Below are 18,176 nucleotides of genomic sequence, written 5' to 3'. Positions count from 1 at the left end.
AAAGGTTAAGTATTAAACAAAAGAGAGACACGCATGGTAGATCAAACGCAGTTTCGCCTATGGGGCCGCAAGGTCATCGATATCGAGAAAGCAGCACTGGATAATTTATACCAATATGTTGACTCAGTTGAATTTGCTCAAGCCTGTGATCTTATTTTGCAGTGCAAAGGCAAAGTCATTGTTATGGGCATGGGAAAATCTGGCCATATTGGCAATAAAATCTCAGCCACTTTTGCCAGTACAGGAACCCCAGCGTTTTTTGTACACCCAGGCGAAGCCAGTCATGGCGATTTAGGCGCACTCGATAAAAATGACATAGTACTTGCTATCTCTAATTCAGGCGAGTCGAGCGAAATTTTAACCCTACTTCCAGTGATACAACGAATGGGGGTGCCCGTAATTGCCATTACCGGTAAACCTGAGTCTAATATGGCACGGTTAGCCAAAATCCATCTTTGTATTGAAGTAAAAGAAGAAGCTTGCCCACTTGGATTAGCGCCAACCTCCAGCACAACAGCCACCTTGGTTATGGGAGACGCATTAGCAATTACCTTGCTGCAGGCCAAAGGGTTTACCCGTGACGATTTTGCCCTATCTCATCCGGGTGGCGCATTAGGCCGTAAATTGCTATTAAAAGTTGAAGATATTATGCATCTCGGTGAGCGTTTGCCCATCGTAAGCGATGATATCTGCATTACTGAGGCGTTATATGAGATCTCTAAAAAAGGCTTAGGTATGACGGCCATCGTTGATAAATCCAACACCCTAGTGGGTATTTTTACCGATGGAGATTTACGACGCATCATAGATGCTGAAGTCAACTTACGCACCACCCCTATTTCGCAAGTCATGACCAAAAATTGTGTCACCAGTCCAAGCGGCATTTTAGCAGCACAAGCGCTGCAAATTATGGAAGCAAAAAATATTAACGGACTGATTGTCGTAAACCAACATCATCAACCTATCGGCGCACTCAATATGCTCGATATGGTTAAAGCAGGAGTTATTTAACCATGTCAGACACAATGATTCATCAAGGATTTTACGGCCCCATCAGCGACGATATTTGGCAACGTGCTAAAAAAATCAAACTGCTGATTTGCGATGTAGACGGCGTTTTTTCTGACGGCAGAATTTATTTAAGTAATGCAGGCGAAGAATTAAAAGCATTCCACACTCGTGATGGTTACGGCGTACGCTCCGCACTCACCAGCGGTATTCATGTTGCCGTGATCACAGGTCGTAAATCCAAAATTGTTGAAACCCGCATGACAGCTTTGGGTGTGCAACATATCTATCAGGGTATTGATAATAAATTTGAGCCATTTGAAGCATTATTGTCTTTATATAATGTCACGCCCGACGAAGTGGCCTACATTGGTGACGACATGGTTGATTTGCCAGTAATGAAAGCGGTGGGTCTTGCTGTTTGTGTTGCAGATGGTCACCCCTTTGTAAAACAACATTGCCATATGACCACCAGTATCAATGGTGGCCATGGCGCTCTGCGTGAGCTCACCGATCTACTCCTCCTCAGCCAAGACAAATTTGCTGGCGCCCATGGTATGAGTATATGAACAGAGTCACCATAGGGATTACTGCTTTTTTTGGCCTTGCACTTGCGCTGTACTGGCAAACACAAGTGAAACGTAGCGAAATGGATGCGATTCAAGTTGTGGGTGTCGAACGCCCAGACTTTATCGCTGATGACCTTAAAACGACCGAATTCAACGCGCAAGGTTTTATAGAAAGTAAAGTGACTGCAAAACACATGGAACACTACGCTTCGAGTGACATCACCCATTTTACAGAGCCAGTTTATTTAATTTACCCAGAAAATGGCAAAGCCCAATGGCAACTCAGCGCAGATAGAGGTCAATTAAATAAACAAACCAATCAGGTCAGCTTAGAAAATAATGTTATTATCGACGCCATAGATATCGAAGAGCCTTTACAGTCATTAACAACGCAAGCTGTCGCCCTTGATTTATCAACCATGATAGGCAGTTCACAAGATATGGTGTATATCAAAGGTAAAGGGTTTATGATTCAAGGTTTAGGCCTACATGCTGACTTGAATTCGCAAAAATTATCGCTACTAAGCCAAGTAGAAGGAACATATGAGTCACAATAAACGACATCGCGCCAATGCCGCTGTGCTATTGAGTGGTTTACTTTGTATGCTGAGCATGCCAGTAATGGCCAAACAAGGTGATCTAAAGCAAGAGCTAAAAATTGCTGCGGTGAGCCAGTCTGCCGACATTAAAAACAATCAAATCGTCTTTAACGGCCCAGTTACTGTTGTGCAAGGTACAATTAACATTAATGCCGATGAGCTACGCGCTTTTACACCAGAAAATAGCGCGTCAAAACGCCTAATCGCCACAGGCAAACCAGCAACGTTTTCTCAAGAATTAGATGATGGCAAAATCGGTACAGCCAGTGCTAACGAAATCAGCTATGACCTTGCCACAACCACGCTAACCCTAACCGGTAATGCTAAACTCGACCAAGCTGGCAGCCAGGTAACGGGCAACCTGATTAAATACAATATTAAAGCCCAGGAGCTCATCGCTGAAAGCACGGGTAAAGGCCAAGATCGTGTTATCACCATTATTCAGCCTGAAAACTTCCAAGACGAGTCAGCACCTAAACAAAAGCTGCCCGAGATCCCAGTTAACAAGCAGATTAAACCATGACCCAAATTACCCTAACCGCTGAAAACTTAGCCAAAAGCTACAAAGCTCGCCAAGTCGTAAAAGACGTAAGCTTAACTGTTAAAACGGGGCAAATAGTAGGTTTATTGGGCCCAAATGGCGCCGGTAAGACAACAACGTTTTATATGGTTGTTGGATTAGTTAAAAGCGATAAAGGCCGTATTTTAATCGATAACGATGATCTAACATCAGATCCAATGCACCTAAGAGCCCGCAAAGGTATTGGCTATTTACCGCAAGAAGCCAGTATTTTTCGTAAACTCACCGTGCATGACAATATCATGGCCGTGTTACAAACGCGCAAAGAACTCAGTAATGATGAGCGCATTGAGCAGCTTCAACACCTTCTTGAAGAGTTTCACATTACCCATATTCGCGACAGCCAGGGTATGTCGTTATCGGGTGGTGAGCGTCGGCGTGTAGAGATTGCCCGAGCATTGGCTGCCAACCCCAAATTTATTTTACTTGATGAGCCCTTTGCCGGTGTTGACCCTATCTCTGTTATCGACATTAAAAAAATTATTCAACAGCTTAAAAGCCGTGGTTTAGGGGTACTTATCACCGACCATAATGTGCGCGAAACACTTGACGTATGCGAGAGAGCTTACATTGTAAGTCAAGGAAATTTAATTGCAGAAGGCACACCTGATGAGATCTTGAGCAATCAACAAGTTCGAGCTGTGTACTTAGGTGAACAATTCAAGCTATAGTTAAGTGATAAGTCTTTTAACCTATCTAATTCATTGCGTTGAACGATACCGAAATAGCGTTATATGACACCGACGTATGTGGCAATCCACTACAGTTATCGAAATTATTATTTTTATGGAAATCATCTAGGGATAAGCGGTAAATGAAAGCGTCACTCCAACTTAAAATGGGTCAACACCTAACTATGACCCCTCAATTGCAGCAAGCCATTCGCTTGCTGCAATTATCTTCATTGGAGCTACAGCAAGAAATCCAACAAGCATTGGACTCAAACCCACTGCTTGAAATAGAAGATGAATTTTCTCAAGCCAAAGATCCATTAAAAGAAAGCCGAGATCAATCAGACACCGACTTCAGTGACAATAGCAATGTCAGTGTAGAAAAAGACACTTCAACCGTCGACACCACTGAATCTATCAGTAAAGAAACCATGGACGATCTCCCCATGGATACCACATGGGATGAAGTCTACACCGCATCACCCATGTCTGGTTCAGGCAGCGCCAGCATGCGTGACGACGATATGCCTTTTCAGGGTGAAACCACCGAAGGGTTATATGAACATTTAGAGTGGCAAAAAAACTTAACCCCGTTTTCAGACACCGACCTTGCCATTGCAACAGCCATCATTGATGCCATCGATGAACGCGGCTATCTCACCCAAAGTACAGAAGAAATACTAGAAGCAATGGGCGATGAAAGCATTGAACTTGACGAGGTACAAGCGGTACTGAAGCGGATCCAACATTTTGATCCCGTAGGTGTAGCTGCGCGCGATCTCAGTGAATGCCTACTCATTCAGCTAGCTCAATATGCCGACTCAACCCCACATATTGATAATGCGCGCATGCTTATCAAAGACTATTTAGATTTGATTGCTGGCCGCGATTTTAGGTTATTAATGCGTAAAACTCGTCTAAAAGAAGATGAACTACGCGATGCGATTACCCTCATTCAGTCACTTAATCCTCGTCCAGGGTTATTGATTACCGCAACTGAAGATGAATATGTCATCCCTGATGTCACCGTGTTTAAAAAGAACGGTCGTTGGGTTGTTGAATTAAATCCAGACAATATGCCCAAAATTGGTGTTAATCAACAATATGCGGCCATGGCACGTAGCAGCAAAAACCCGTCAGATACCCAATTTATTCGTGGGCATTTGCAAGAAGCAAAATGGTTTATCAAAAGCCTTGAAAGCCGAAATGATACCCTATTAAAAGTAGCCAATTGTATTGTGCAATTCCAACAAGGGTTTTTCGAATACGGCGAAGAAGCCATGAAACCCATGGTACTAAACGACATTGCAGAAGCAGTCGAAATGCACGAGTCGACCATTTCGCGTGTCACGACACAAAAATACATGCACACCCCACGAGGGTTATTTGAACTAAAATACTTTTTCTCCAGCCATGTCAGTACTGACGATGGTGGAGAGTGCTCATCAACAGCAATCCGCGCCTTTATTAAGAAGCTGGTCGCTGCAGAAAACCAGAAAAAACCACTTAGCGACAGCAAAATGGCAGAACTTCTGGCAGAACAGGGCATAAACGTTGCTCGTCGTACGATTGCAAAATACCGTGAGGCAATGCTAATCCCGCCCTCAAACCAACGTAAGAGTCTATAATTTTACTCAACAATGGAGATGTGTAATGCAAATCAATCTATCTGGGCATCATGTTGAAATAACCGAATCTTTACGAGAGTACGTTCAGGAAAAATTTTCAAAGCTTGAACGGCACTTCGATCAGATCAATAATGTTCACGTTGTGCTCAACGTAGAAAAGTTACAACAAAAAGCAGAAGCAAAAATCAGCCTAAAAGGCGGAGAAATTTTTGCCATGTCAGAACATACCGACATGTATGCAGCAATAGACGCCCTGATAGACAAGCTCGATCGTCAGGTAATTAAACACAAAGAGAAGTATACAAAACACTAACGATGGAACTTTGTACCATCCTGCAGCCGGAATGCACCACCTGTGCCACACCGGGCAGTAAGAAAAAGGTACTGGAACTTATCAGCGATATCGTCGCTGCCCAGTACCCGACCCTATCTTCGCAAGAGGTTTTTGAAAGTCTCCTCGCGCGGGAAAAAATGGGTAGCACAGGTATAGGCAATGGTATCGCGATACCTCATGGCCGATTGACAACAATCGATCACCCTATTGGCATTTTTATAAAATGTGAAGAGCCAATCCAGTTTGATGCTATCGATAAACAGCCTGTAGATATACTGTTTGCTTTGTTAGTGCCAGCCGATCAGTGCCAGCAACATTTAAGTACCTTGTCATCAATGGCGCAAAAGCTCAGCGACAAACAAGTACTAAAACAGCTTCGTAAAATCCACGACTCAACTGAACTCTATCAGGTAATCACCGCATGAAACTCGTCATCGTATCTGGGCGGTCTGGCTCAGGTAAATCTGTCGCCTTAAGAGTGCTAGAAGATTTAGGTTATTACTGTGTTGATAATCTCCCGTTGCCACTTATCGGCACGTTACTGGCGCAATTAAAAGGCAGTAATGACTTGGTGGCCATCAGTGTCGATGTTCGTAATATTGCTGAACAAGGCAAAGTGTTACAAGAGCAGCTGGCGATGCTACAACCTGATACCGAGATAACCAGTTTCTTTTTAAACTCCAGCGACAAAGTTTTACTTAAACGTTACAGTGAAACTCGCCGATTACACCCGCTATCAAAGAATCAAATTTCGCTTCAAGAAGCCATCAAGTTAGAAGGCCGCTTATTAGAACCTATCGCCAAAATTGTCGATCACTATGTTGATACATCTGCATTAAATATTTACGAGCTTAGTGACCAAGTAAGACAAATATTGCTTGGCAGTGTAGATAAAGAATTAGTGATTAATTTTGAGTCCTTTGGTTTTAAGCATGGTATGCCCACCGAGGCTGACTTTATGTTTGACGTGCGCTTTTTACCCAACCCACACTGGGAAATTGAACTAAGGCCTTTTACAGGTCTTGATGAGCCAGTACAAGAGTTTCTTGGACGTCAGCCGTTAGTTAATAAGTTTATTTGGCAAATCGAAAATTTATTCGAGACCTGGATGCCACACCTAGAGCGAAATAATCGCAGCTACTTAACGATTGCAATTGGCTGTACAGGCGGGCAACATAGGTCAGTTTATATTACCGATCAACTGGCAAAACGGTTCAGGCAAGGCAGTAAGCACACTGTTAATGCACGCCATAGAGAGCTAAATATTAACGAAAATAACCCTTAGCCCTCGCGGAGCAGCAACAATGTTAGAACGCCAAGTCACTATCTCAAATAAATTGGGTTTACATGCTCGTGCAGCGACAAAACTGGCCATGTTGGCCGCAGACTTCAACGCCCAAATCACATTAATCCAGGCAGATAAACAAGCCAGTGCAGCCAGTGTACTCGGGTTACTTATGCTAGAAAGCGGAATAGGTAAAATGATCACAGTGACAGCCACAGGCCCAGACGCAGAAGCCGCTTTAGACGCTGTGTGCAACCTAATTAACGACAAGTTCGACGAATGTTGCTAAAGCCAAACGCTAAAACCATTAAGTGCTTATTGCGTGGTAAGTTTAACCTCATGATATATAAGGTTAGTATGATTAACTTAATAAAGCCTGTGGTATAAATAAACAAAGATCTTTTATGTTAAGCGGGTTCCAATTCGCACATCTTATACCATCAGGCTAAATAAGTGATCAGAGATGGCGTAGGGAAAATCGCTTAGAATAAGGCATAATTTGCAGCTAGTTAGTTGTTCTACCTTCAAAATTTCTAACGACGCTATAAGCGATGTTAACCAGTAAGAATGATCACACTCTTGTGCTGATTGATATTGGTCGTTCACCAGTAATATTGCCTATGCAAGCAATACAGCGTCATTTCTAAGCCCGCAATCTCTAAGCTCACATTATCTAAGCCCGTAATCTCTAAGCCCGCAATCTCTAAGCTCGCATTACCTAAGCTCACATTATCTAAGCCCGCAATCTCTGAAAACGTCCTTATATTGTCATTAACGTGACCTTTTATTGCCATAAATACCAGCCATACTGCCCCCTCAATTGATACCAATACTTTGTGGTTAATCGATCTGCTCACCAAATTAGTGCAAATGCACCAATTAAATCAGAGGTCAATTTACCCAAAAACACGCAAAAATCAGTAAGCAATTGATATTAATCAATAAAAATATTTTAAAAAAGTTGGCACGAGCTTTTCATATAGAGCTATATACCTACTAAGTAGTAGTTTGTTTTTTAAGCGGTCCATTGTCAGTTGTAGGAGAAAGCGATGAATAAAATAAACCTAGGTAAAAATATCCAATCAGCAAATCACATCGTTGCCAAGCTGGTTGAACAATGCCGTCAAAACATTTTTTTCTTAGCGCATCTTGGTTGCAGCCAATGGGACGAAGTTGAAACTCGTTCGAACAAGTATAAATAAAGCGTAAGGAATGAATCGTATGAATACTTCAACTGCCAGACAATACCCAGCAGACTTTCAACATCAAGTCATCAACGAAGTTAAAGTGCACAATCGCCTGTTATCTGACGTTGCCAAACAATATGGTGTTTCTGCTAAAACAGTTTACAAATGGGTCAAATATAGCGAAAACCATAAAGCTGAAAATCGCGGAGCCATCATGTCAGAAATCGCTCTTTTACAGCAAAAAATTACTCAATTAAGCCAACAACTACAAACAATGGCAAGCTAAACAACAACCGTTTTGGCAAGGATGTATGACAGTGCTATCAGTTTGTTCCCCAGCAGACTGATAGTACAAAGCAAATAGCAACAAAAATCATACTAATAATAAGCGCACAATATCTACATCCTTGCCGCTTTATTTGCTTTACCGTAAGTTGCACCGTTGCAACGAGCATAACAGTTCAGGCGTTATTGGGTCCCCAGACTCTATATCCAATAACGTCATTTTTATTCAAGTAGACAAAGTGTGATTAGTACAACGCTGTTCTACCTAAGTTATGGCAAGGATGTTTGAACGTATTATCAACTCGCCCCCAGCACGTCGATAACACAGCAAAGCAGACTAATAACAATAAGCGCACAATATCTTGCATCCTTGCCGCTTTATTTGCTTTACCGTGAGTTGCACCGTTGCAACGAGCATAACAGTTCAGGCGTTATTGGGTCCCCAGACTCTATATCCAATAACGTCATTTTTATTCATGCCATAGGCTGGATTGAGTTTACGTTACCACTCAAATCTTCTTAGAAAGTTAAGGTGGCTTAAACAAAAGTGTAAACAAAGCACAGACAATGCAAGCAAAAGCCCCAAAGCAGGATGCTGTGGGGCTTTATTTTTCGTGATATGGCTTGATTAAAATTGTTGTGACCCGCAGCGAGTAAACAATCTAAACAAGGTTCGCTGCAAAAATATCCTTGAAAGAGCTATCCCAAAACAACAGAGGTCTCGGCCCGATTTCGACGTTATCAAACCGTAAGTTGTATCTAACTTTATTTTACTAATACTTTATAACTAGCTTTATCGATTGATATTATTCATAAAATCAATTTTTGCGGTTATATCTCTACCAAAAGTTGTTACTATTACTACAATTAACCATACCTAATATTGATTGACAGTAATTAATGGCTAGAGTCCCTAATATGCGTGTCTTGGGCATTTTCTTCGTCAGCATACTCAGTTATGTTGTTGCCTGTGATCACGCCACCAAACCAAACACTAAAGCGGCTAAATCCGCACCACCTATTACCATAGCGGTGTCGAATACGCCCTTATCAGCTCCTTTTTTTATAGCTGAAAAAATGGGTTATTTTACCGAGAATAATCTCAAAGTAGAGCTCGTTAGATTTGATGGTGGCGTAAAATGCTTTGACGCATTAATCAATAAAGAAGTTGATTTTGCAACAGCTTCAGAAACAGTGGTCATGTTCAATAGTTTTCAGCGTACAGACTTTTCAGTACTAGCCAGTTTTGTTGAATCAGACAATGACGTTAAATTACTCAGCTTAACCCCAGAAAAATATCGCCAGTTTGATCATCTCGCGGGAGCTCGGCTTGGCATTATCAAAGGCAGTGCCAGTGAGTTTTTTTTAGACAGTTTATTGATCATGTATAACAAAACTCACTTACCCATAACACGCGTTTACTTAACATCAACTCAACTCATGCCAGCGTTGCTTGATAACCAGGTAGACATTATTTCGGCTTGGGAGCCGCTTGGTTACAACATATCGGAACAAATTGAACAATCACCTGAAATTATAAATAGTCGTGGTCTATATCATCTTTCTTTTAATTTAATTGGGCTTAAACAGTCCAAAGTTGATACCAACCGCAAACTAGCATTATTGAAAGCCATCAGTGATGCCACTATTTACATTCATAAACACCCAAAGCAATCTCAAGAATTACTCAGCCAAGTTCTAGAAATACCATCGTCACAACTCGAATATTCATGGGCAGACTATACTTTTAGACTCTCACTGAGTAACGCCCTTTTTTCTAACATTCAAACCCAAAGTCAATGGGCCATTGATAACCAATTAGTGCCGAAAGAGAACCGTGTCGATTTTAGACAAATATTTGATCGGCAATTACTTGAAACCTTCAACAATAAAGAGGCCGGCTGGTAAGTTATGATGTTATCAAAGCGACTTAAACTCACAGCAATACTGTGCTCAATGTTGACATTAATTGTTGGCTTGTCGCTCATTCAGGTTCATAACTATCAACAACAAATTTATCGACAACTCAACTTTTCAATGAAGCTACAACTGAGTATCGACAGCCTACGAAGCCAGTTATGGCTATACCAAGAATATACAGATAAGCAAGGGCTACAAGAACTCAACAATCGCCAGGCTGAATTGGCTGCAGAACTATCACACGACATCGATTGGGATTTACAACAAAAAATTATCATCCAAAACCTCAACAGACTTAATACCAATGTAAGGGCACTGATTAACGCGCAAAACAATAATCACAATGCACATGTCGACGAATCAGTAAAACTGACAGCAGAACGTTTATTTAAAGCTAAATACAGCATGGTTATTGAAGAAATGACTGAAGAGATGTTTAACTTGCATCAACTTTCAATCAAACAAGCCAAAATTAAACAGCAATCATTATTATGGTTAGTTGGAGCAATATTATTACTGTTAGCAGGGCTCATTACTGTATGGTCATTTATGACGCTAGCCCGATTTAGAAGTGGTCTACATTCATTAAATCAGGGTATGGAAGCACTCGCATCTGGCGATTTAACCAGTCGGATAGTATTTAGTGATGATGACGAGTTGTCTGCATTGGCCAGTAATTTTAATAATATGAAGTACTCATTGACACAAATTACGGTCAAAAAAGACAGCTTAAAACAAGAAGTTGATCGACAAACCCGTAAGCTGATAGAGCAACAAGATAGGCTTGTTTTTTTGGCCGAACATGACGAGTTAACCGGTATATATAATCGACGGGCATTTATTAAAAAAATAGACAATGCCATCGCCAGAGATTTACGCTCAGATGATCAAGCTGCATTATTATTTATTGATTTAAATAAATTTAAACAAATTAACGATACCTTGGGCCACAGTGTTGGAGACGAGGTAATCGTTACCCTCGCTCAGCGTTTAGTAAACAACCTAAGAGTAACAGACATAGTGGGGAGATTGGGGGGAGATGAATTTGTTGTGTGGCTGGATTTACTTGCGGAGCCTGTAAATATTGATCAAAAATTAACACTTCTGCTAAACATTATAAAACAACCAATTGATATTGGCCCCCACACACTACAAGTAGGAGCCAGCATTGGCATTAGCGTGTTCCCTAAACATGGGATCAGTAGCAGAGAGTTGATTAGCGCAGCCGATACGGCCATGTACCAAGCCAAAGCAGACAATAGTATTGAATATTGCTACTTTGCAGGTGATCATGGTGTCTCAGCGTTAGCTAATTCGTAAGTTTGAGTATTCCAGTCAAAATAATATTCTACACCTTGCCACTCATACACAGTGCCGCTTGCACGCTGAATAACTTTGGCATTCTCAGGCAAACTACTTAAACCACGCTTCACTTGGGTGTGAGTGGTAATTTGTTGCGGCGCCGAAACAACCAAAGTAGCACTAACGGGCTCCTCAACCACTCGATGACGCACAGTTGGCGCTATATTGATAGCTCGGTAAGGATACAGAAAAGGATCGTGGCGAGTATAGTCATCCCACCCCCAGCGATAACCATAGCGAGTATTAAAGCTATTATTCCAGCCAATCCCAATATGGGGCCCAAAAGCACTATTGATACCCCAATGAGTATTCCACCCTACATTCCAACGCCAAGGGTCACGATGGCGAGTTCGATGTTCACTGTGGCGCCGACCATCGTGCTGCTTACCCACAGAATGTGATTGCCGATCTAACTGCTCATAATGTAAAGGCTCTTTTGCATTAACGGGCGCACTCACACTCGAAAATATGCAAGTACTCGCGACAACAATACTCAGTAATAATGCGGATTTATCTGTTTGCATCACCCACCTCAACATCAACTTAAACACATTTCATTTTACGCTAAGTCCAGATAAAGTCGATATCCTCCATTTTGGCTTAACCCTAAATTAGAAAAATGCTATAGTGCGCGCCATACAGGATTTGATGTTCAGGCGGTAAACATGAGTTTTAAGGACTTACGCAGCTTCATTGACCATTTAGAAGCAAATGGCGAGCTAAAACGTATTAGCTACCCGGTTGACCCTTATTTAGAAATGACTGAAATTGCTGATCGCGTATTGCGTTCGGGTGGTCCGGCGCTGCTATTTGAACATCCTAAAAATCATACCATGCCGGTATTAGTTAACTTATTTGGTACTCCTAAGCGTGTAGCAATGGCCTTAGGCAAAGACGATCCGCTGGCTCTGCGTGAAGTGGGCGAGTTATTAGCTTTTTTAAAAGAGCCAGAACCACCAAGTGGCTTTAAAGACGCAATAGCTAAAATCCCCATGTTTAAGCAAGCATTAAATATGCCGCCTAAAACCGTGCGCAACCCGCTTTGCCAACAAGTAATAAAAACAGGTGATGAAGTTGACCTAACGGCATTACCCATACAACACTGCTGGCCAGGCGATGTCGCCCCACTGGTAACCTGGGGATTAACCATCACCAAAGGTCCTAGGCAAAAAAGACAAAACTTGGGCATATACCGCCAGCAACTCTTAGGCAAAAACAAGTTGATTATGCGTTGGCTAGATCACCGTGGTGGCGCCTTAGATTTTAAAGATTTTAAACAACAACACCCGGGCGAACGCTACCCTGTAGTTGTGGCATTAGGCAGTGATCCCGTCACTATTTTAGGTGCGGTAACACCTGTACCAGACTCCATGAGTGAGTACGCATTTGCAGGCTTATTACGCGGCGAGCGCACTGAAGTGTGCAAAGCCATCAGTTGCGATCTTGAAGTACCCGCAACCAGCGAAATTATTTTAGAAGGGTATATTGACCCAGACGAAACCGCTGAAGAAGGCCCATATGGCGATCACACGGGTTACTATAACGAAACCGACTCATTTCCGGTCTTTACAGTCACTCATATTACTCACCGTAAAGACGCGATTTACCACAGCACCTATACAGGACGTCCACCCGATGAGCCAGCTATGTTAGGTGTGGCGTTAAATGAAGTATTTGTACCTATTTTACGCAAACAATATCCTGAAATTGTCGACTTTTACCTACCGCCAGAAGGCTGTTCGTATCGTATGGCGGTTATCTCTATTCGTAAACAATACCCAGGACACGCAAAACGAGTAATGATGGGCGCATGGTCTTTTTTGCGTCAATTTATGTACACTAAGTTTATTGTTATTGTTGACGAAGACGTTAATTGCCGAGACTGGCAAGACGTCATTTGGGCCATCACAACTCGCATGGATCCAACACGTGACACCATGCTGGTCGATAACACACCAATCGACTACCTTGACTTCGCCTCTCCAGTGGCGGGGTTGGGCTCTAAAATGGGCTTGGATGCTACCAACAAGTGGCCAGGTGAAACCACACGTGAGTGGGGAACCCCCATTGTGATGAACCCTGAAGTAAAACAAAAAGTAGATCAAATCTGGGATGAACTCGGCATAGAAGACAGACCAACACTTTAGGATACTGCACGCTATGCAGTGCATCAATCCAACCACAAGTGATCCTGATTACATGCTATTAGCTATAATTAAGTGTTTGATAAAAATTTAAAAAGGGCTTAAAGGACGTTAGATGAAAACCATTCGTTGTCAAATTGAAAAAGTCACCCCATTTAATGACGCTGTTTATCAAGTGTTGCTAAAACCAGAAACCGCCTTCGACTTTAAGGCTGGTCAATACTTGTGTGTAGTCATGGGTGAAAAAGACAAGCGTCCTTTTTCTATCGCTTCTGCACCTAATTCAGAGTTTATCGAATTACATATTGGTGCCGCAGTAAGTGAAAGCTACCCAATGCAAGTAGTAGAGCGCCTACAAAGCTCAACACATATTGATATTGAAGCGCCAGCTGGTGAAGCATTTTTACGTAGCGACAGCCACAGACCCCGTATTTTAATTGCTGGCGGCACGGGTTTTTCCTACATAAAAAGTATCGTTGAGCAGCAAATTGCCAACGGCGAAACCGTCCATACAAAACTATACTGGGGTTGCCGTAACGAAGATGCCATGTACTACCAAGAAATTGCGCGCCAATGGCATGCTGAACACCAATGGTTAGAGTTTATTCCGACAGTTGAACAAGCATCTGATACCTGGCAAGGTAAACAAGCTAACCTGCTTGAACAAATTAAGCAGGATTTTATTAGCTTAAACGGTTACGACATTTATATTGCTGGCCGATTTGACATGGTAGGTGCTGCACGCGAAGTATTTCGCGAATTAGGCGTTGAAGAAGCCCACTTATACGGCGACGCATTCGCATTTATTAAATAAGCACTAACCATTGAACGCCCAAAAAAAACCGGCAACCCTTGTCGGTTTTTTTACGACAATTTATCAATACCCATTCAAGTTGAAAATGGGGTAATTATTTACAATTAAGGTAGCCCAATGAGACTCAGCCAATTAAGCCAACCTATTTTTGATCATTTGTACCGCGACATTTTTGAGTTTCGCACAACCTTTGATTTACCCGTTAACGACCCAGCTAGCCTAGATGACCAAGCCGACACACTACACACCTCACTTATCATTGAAGAAATGACCGAACTGGCAGAAGCAGATTCTAGAATTGAACAAGCCGACGCCATTGTAGACTCAGTGTATGTGCTAATGGGCCGCCTAGTTCACTTAGGTGCCTCTCAGGTAAGCGATCGCATCGAGATAAGCTACCTTATCGATTTACTTTTAAACGTAGCCAAAAACCGCGAAATAAACTTTATTCAATGTTGGGACGAAGTCCACTCTAGCAACATGAGTAAGGTTTGCCGCACTGAGCAAGAACTTAACGAAACTATCGCCCATTATGCCAAGCAAGGTGTTGAGATTGTTGGCAGCAAAAAAGGTGAGTTTATTATTGCTAAGTGTGCCAAAGACGTTGAAATGGCAGGCAAAGTAGTTCGTCAGGGCAAAGTGCTAAAATCAGTCTATTATCGTCCAGCAGAGTTAACCTCCCTCGTGCACAGTTAACCCACAAAACATGCGCTGTAACCAGCGCATGTTTTATCGTTAATTTACATTAAGCCGCAATAGATAATTTACTTTGTTTGATTGCAGTAACTAACTTATGCGGCTCATCAACACATAAATGTATCTTACTGATTGGCTCAGGTAATTGCCCCATACCACCGTGATAAATCACCGGACGGGTTAAGGTAATGGTAACATTGCTTGATCCGCGGCCAATCATAATTGATTCAGACTCATCTTTATGTAACTCGGTTGATCCTTGTTCTTCAACAAGATTAATATCGCCAATATTGACCAGCATAAATCCCCATAAGGAATTATTAATCACGAGATTATCTCGCATAAAATACAAGGAGTAATATCGTGACAATCGATGATTAGCCACAATAGACATTAAGGTATAGCCGATAATGCTCGAGACAATAATGGCAGCCCACTCGCTCCACGATACCAATAATAAATAACTGCTACACGATGCAACAATACAAGCGGTTAGCATAAGCCACACATGCCACCGCGCGGCACTATTGAGGTTAATATTGGCAATTGCTGGCGGATGATTGCGGGAAAACCACGGAATAGAATAAAACCAGTTTGTTGCTTCACTAGCCATAATAAGCGCAATGGTTAAGCTTTTTTCATCACCTTCACGATAGGTCTCAACTGCGCCGACTCTTGGGTCGCCTTTAAGCTTACGCACCTTTAATAACCCACGTACCACACTCACAATTAAATACAGCTCAATCACCAGCAACACGGCAATAATCGGGTAGCGCAACCAAGCAATAAACTCAAAATAATGAGCGATTTCAGCAGGAAAACTTAACCGCGCCACCAGGCTGCTTAGACTGAAAATAACAATCAACTTCCACAGTTTTTGCGCCCCCTTGTTAATAATGCAATACCAATAACTTAAAGGTAGCAGCACAAAGTACAGTGCAGAAATAAGATATAGCGACCACTTGTCAACATCGCTAGCTAACGTCTCAGGCGTCCAGTTAACACCTAATACAAAACTCAATATCATTAACACTACAAACACTAACCGATACTTCACTGTCGCTCTCATGCAATACTCATCCTTGGCTCTTCAATCACATTAACGTTAAACATTGATATTGGGGCAATGCAAATTTAAACAAGTTGTTAACACTAACTTAACAACAAAGATCACCACTGAGGAAATTGATTACTGTTTAAGTTGTTACAGGAAATGACCAATATCTAATGCTTGGGCTAATCAGCCCGTTTAAATAACCACGATAAACCGTGAATAGCCGTCGTTGGAAACGCCATTGAATGATCGGCTTCTGGGATCACTAACAATTTTGGTGTTAATGTGCCCGCTTTGGCAGAGGGGTGAGAATGAAGTATTTGATAAAATGCTTGTGCATCTGCCACCATTTGGTGGTTATCGTGTGTATAAGGCGGTCTTTCTAATTCGCCAATACCCACAAATATCTTCGCGGATATCGCTGGTATTTGGCTAAAGTCTTGAATAAATCGCTGGAGCAATTGCTTATTGTCAAACCATAACGAAGGGCTACCCAACACATAGTTGGTAAATAATGTAGGTTGCTCCAGTAACACATAAGCACCAAATAACCCGCCGAGCGAATTTCCCATAAAGGTATTTTGCTGGGCATCAATACGATAAAAATGCTCAACAAAAGGCATTACAGTGTCGCGTATAAAGCGCAGGTGTCGCTTTGCCTCCCCCGTATTAAGCTTCCAGCTAGGGTCGTGACTAGGTGTATAATCGCGGATCCGGCTTGTCGAATCTTTACTGTCCTTTTGATAACCAATTGCCACCAAAATAGCTTGATGCATCACATTACTGTTCATCGGAAATCGCGTCGCACCAGACACAACTTGCATACTGTACATGCCATCGGTCATGTAGATCACAGGATAATGATGAGCGCTATTGTGCTGATAATCTTTAGGTAATTTAACCATCACCTGATAATCACGGTCAGCATCTTTAAGAATAAACTGCTGGGTACGAGGAATATTAACCGCAGCAGCCGACGCATAAGCATCGGCCCATTGGCTTACAACTTGTGATTGCACATTGTGGTTATTTTCAGCACTAATAACTGAACTATAAAGTGATAAATAACTACAACCTAACAAGCCAACTATTGGGTATAGCGCACTCATCTTACTCATGTATTTAAGCCTAAATCAGTAAGCGTTAAATGAGGTAATCTAGCGATAGTGCGATAAACAGTATCATGCCAGCCCAGTTGTTATTTAAAAATGCCTTAAAGCAAGGGGCTCGTTCACGGCCGTTGATTAATGTTTGCTGGTATACTGCAAAACCAATAAAACCGACAATACCTAAAGCGTAAACCACCCCACGCTCGGCCATTAACCCAGCCATCACAAAACAGCCTAAAGCCGCTAATTGAAATAAGCCAATAATGTGCCGATCAAACCGGCCAAATAAAATGGCGGTAGATTTAATCCCCACCTTTACATCATCATCTCTATCAACCATGGCATACATGGTGTCGTACGCTACAGTCCAGCACCAGTTCGCCATAAATAGCCACCATGCCTCAGCAGGCACTTCACCCAATTGCGCAGCGTAAGCCATGGGGATAGACCAACTCCACACTATGCCTAAAAACATTTGCGGCATGTTAGTTACCCGTTTCATAAACGGATACATAATGGTTAATATAATCCCAACAACCGATAGCTGCACCACCAGCGGATTTAGCCAAAGTACTAAGCTAAAAGCGGCCAATCCCAACACTACAAATAAACTAAGCGCCTCTTTAGTGCTTACTTCACCTGACACCAAAGGGCGCATATTGGTGCGCTCCACATGGGCATCTAAATTACGGTCGGCATAATCGTTAATAATGCAGCCATTGGCACGCATGATCACCACACCCACAATAAAAATAACCAATACCGTTAAGTGAGGCATCCCTTGCGCAGCCAAAACCAATGCCATTAAACAAGGCCACAGTAATAACAAGGTACCAATGGGCCTATCTATCCGCATTAACCGTGCGTAAGCACGCAGTTTTTCTTGCATTGACATCTATGTCCTATCTCCATGATTTCGCATGTTGACGAT

22 protein-coding genes are annotated in these 18,176 nt (G+C 42.2%); 17 read left to right on the top strand and 5 right to left on the bottom strand.

Annotated features, from left to right (window positions below; all coding sequences use genetic code 11):
- The first annotated feature begins 33 nt into the window (after nt 1-33).
- From IEW93_RS01830 to IEW93_RS01785, 10 genes are all read left to right on the top strand, one after another.
- Entirely contained in the window at nt 34-1,011 is a 978-nt protein-coding gene (locus tag IEW93_RS01830; RefSeq protein WP_188736346.1) for a KpsF/GutQ family sugar-phosphate isomerase, read from the top strand.
- A 14-nt stretch (nt 1,012-1,025) separates the two neighbouring features.
- Nucleotides 1,026-1,577, top strand: coding sequence for a 3-deoxy-manno-octulosonate-8-phosphatase KdsC (gene kdsC / locus IEW93_RS01825; protein WP_188736519.1), 552 nt, complete (start codon nt 1,026-1,028; stop codon nt 1,575-1,577).
- Entirely contained in the window at nt 1,574-2,134 is a 561-nt protein-coding gene (gene lptC / locus IEW93_RS01820) for an LPS export ABC transporter periplasmic protein LptC (RefSeq protein WP_188736344.1), read from the top strand. The genes kdsC and lptC overlap by 4 nt, the downstream gene beginning before the upstream one ends.
- The gene (lptA, locus tag IEW93_RS01815; protein WP_188736342.1) at nt 2,121-2,699 is read left to right on the top strand and encodes a lipopolysaccharide transport periplasmic protein LptA; all 579 of its coding nucleotides are present in this window, start codon (nt 2,121-2,123) and stop codon (nt 2,697-2,699) included. The genes lptC and lptA overlap by 14 nt, the downstream gene beginning before the upstream one ends.
- Complete coding sequence (lptB, locus tag IEW93_RS01810) at nt 2,696-3,427, top strand: LPS export ABC transporter ATP-binding protein (RefSeq protein WP_188736340.1); 732 nt, start codon at nt 2,696-2,698, stop codon at nt 3,425-3,427. The genes lptA and lptB overlap by 4 nt, the downstream gene beginning before the upstream one ends.
- A gap of 143 nt (nt 3,428-3,570) precedes the next feature.
- On the top strand, nt 3,571-5,055 hold the full coding sequence (locus IEW93_RS01805) for an RNA polymerase factor sigma-54 (protein WP_188736338.1): 1,485 nt from the start codon (nt 3,571-3,573) through the stop codon (nt 5,053-5,055).
- Nucleotides 5,056-5,080: 25 nt separating this feature from the next.
- Nucleotides 5,081-5,368, top strand: coding sequence for a ribosome hibernation promoting factor (gene hpf, locus IEW93_RS01800; protein ID WP_188736336.1), 288 nt, complete (start codon nt 5,081-5,083; stop codon nt 5,366-5,368).
- 2 nt (nt 5,369-5,370) lie between these two features.
- Complete coding sequence (gene ptsN, locus IEW93_RS01795; protein ID WP_188736334.1) at nt 5,371-5,814, top strand: PTS IIA-like nitrogen regulatory protein PtsN; 444 nt, start codon at nt 5,371-5,373, stop codon at nt 5,812-5,814.
- Nucleotides 5,811-6,674: an RNase adapter RapZ gene (gene rapZ, locus IEW93_RS01790; protein ID WP_188736333.1), complete on the top strand. Its 864-nt coding sequence runs from the start codon at nt 5,811-5,813 to the stop codon at nt 6,672-6,674. The genes ptsN and rapZ overlap by 4 nt, the downstream gene beginning before the upstream one ends.
- A gap of 19 nt (nt 6,675-6,693) precedes the next feature.
- Nucleotides 6,694-6,963, top strand: a complete 270-nt coding sequence (locus IEW93_RS01785; RefSeq protein WP_188736330.1) for an HPr family phosphocarrier protein — start codon at nt 6,694-6,696, stop codon at nt 6,961-6,963.
- 313 nt (nt 6,964-7,276) lie between these two features.
- Here the strand turns inward: IEW93_RS01785 and IEW93_RS01780 are convergent, their stop codons facing one another.
- Complete coding sequence (locus tag IEW93_RS01780; protein ID WP_188736328.1) at nt 7,277-7,468, bottom strand: hypothetical protein; 192 nt, start codon at nt 7,466-7,468, stop codon at nt 7,277-7,279.
- A 255-nt stretch (nt 7,469-7,723) separates the two neighbouring features.
- On the opposite strand from IEW93_RS01780, the gene IEW93_RS01775 reads away from it, so the two are divergent.
- The 4 genes from IEW93_RS01775 to IEW93_RS01760 all read left to right on the top strand — a co-directional run bounded on the left by IEW93_RS01775 (nt 7,724) and on the right by IEW93_RS01760 (nt 11,386).
- Nucleotides 7,724-7,876, top strand: a complete 153-nt coding sequence (locus IEW93_RS01775) for a hypothetical protein (protein WP_188736326.1) — start codon at nt 7,724-7,726, stop codon at nt 7,874-7,876.
- 19 nt (nt 7,877-7,895) lie between these two features.
- Nucleotides 7,896-8,147, top strand: coding sequence for a transposase (locus IEW93_RS01770; RefSeq protein ID WP_188736324.1), 252 nt, complete (start codon nt 7,896-7,898; stop codon nt 8,145-8,147).
- A gap of 899 nt (nt 8,148-9,046) precedes the next feature.
- Nucleotides 9,047-10,054: an ABC transporter substrate-binding protein gene (locus IEW93_RS01765; RefSeq protein WP_188736321.1), complete on the top strand. Its 1,008-nt coding sequence runs from the start codon at nt 9,047-9,049 to the stop codon at nt 10,052-10,054.
- Between the two features lie 3 nt (nt 10,055-10,057).
- The gene (locus IEW93_RS01760; protein ID WP_188736319.1) at nt 10,058-11,386 is read left to right on the top strand and encodes a diguanylate cyclase domain-containing protein; all 1,329 of its coding nucleotides are present in this window, start codon (nt 10,058-10,060) and stop codon (nt 11,384-11,386) included.
- Here the strand turns inward: IEW93_RS01760 and IEW93_RS01755 are convergent.
- A complete protein-coding gene (locus IEW93_RS01755; RefSeq protein ID WP_188736309.1) occupies nt 11,356-11,952 on the bottom strand; it encodes a hypothetical protein in 597 nt (198 codons plus the stop codon). The two genes, IEW93_RS01760 and IEW93_RS01755, sit on opposite strands and share 31 nt — an antisense overlap.
- Nucleotides 11,953-12,093: 141 nt before the next feature.
- On the opposite strand from IEW93_RS01755, the gene ubiD reads away from it, so the two are divergent.
- From ubiD to IEW93_RS01740, 3 genes are all read left to right on the top strand, one after another.
- Entirely contained in the window at nt 12,094-13,575 is a 1,482-nt protein-coding gene (ubiD, locus tag IEW93_RS01750; protein WP_188736306.1) for a 4-hydroxy-3-polyprenylbenzoate decarboxylase, read from the top strand.
- A gap of 112 nt (nt 13,576-13,687) precedes the next feature.
- On the top strand, nt 13,688-14,386 hold the full coding sequence (fre, locus tag IEW93_RS01745; protein ID WP_188736304.1) for an NAD(P)H-flavin reductase: 699 nt from the start codon (nt 13,688-13,690) through the stop codon (nt 14,384-14,386).
- 117 nt (nt 14,387-14,503) lie between these two features.
- Nucleotides 14,504-15,082, top strand: coding sequence for a nucleoside triphosphate pyrophosphohydrolase family protein (locus tag IEW93_RS01740; protein ID WP_188736302.1), 579 nt, complete (start codon nt 14,504-14,506; stop codon nt 15,080-15,082).
- A gap of 49 nt (nt 15,083-15,131) precedes the next feature.
- Here IEW93_RS01740 and IEW93_RS01735 read toward each other — a convergent pair whose 3' ends face one another.
- The 3 genes from IEW93_RS01735 to ubiA form a co-directional block, all read right to left on the bottom strand.
- Nucleotides 15,132-16,151: a hypothetical protein gene (locus IEW93_RS01735; protein WP_188736300.1), complete on the bottom strand. Its 1,020-nt coding sequence runs from the start codon at nt 16,149-16,151 to the stop codon at nt 15,132-15,134.
- Between the two features lie 167 nt (nt 16,152-16,318).
- Nucleotides 16,319-17,254, bottom strand: a complete 936-nt coding sequence (locus IEW93_RS01730; protein WP_223419288.1) for an alpha/beta hydrolase — start codon at nt 17,252-17,254, stop codon at nt 16,319-16,321.
- Between the two features lie 25 nt (nt 17,255-17,279).
- A complete protein-coding gene (gene ubiA / locus IEW93_RS01725; RefSeq protein ID WP_188736298.1) occupies nt 17,280-18,140 on the bottom strand; it encodes a 4-hydroxybenzoate octaprenyltransferase in 861 nt (286 codons plus the stop codon).
- Nucleotides 18,141-18,176 lie beyond the last annotated feature (36 nt).

This window comes from Shewanella inventionis, assembly GCF_014641855.1.
Classification (GTDB): domain Bacteria; phylum Pseudomonadota; class Gammaproteobacteria; order Enterobacterales; family Shewanellaceae; genus Shewanella; species Shewanella inventionis.
This window is presented reverse-complemented; position numbering and strand designations above follow the sequence as displayed.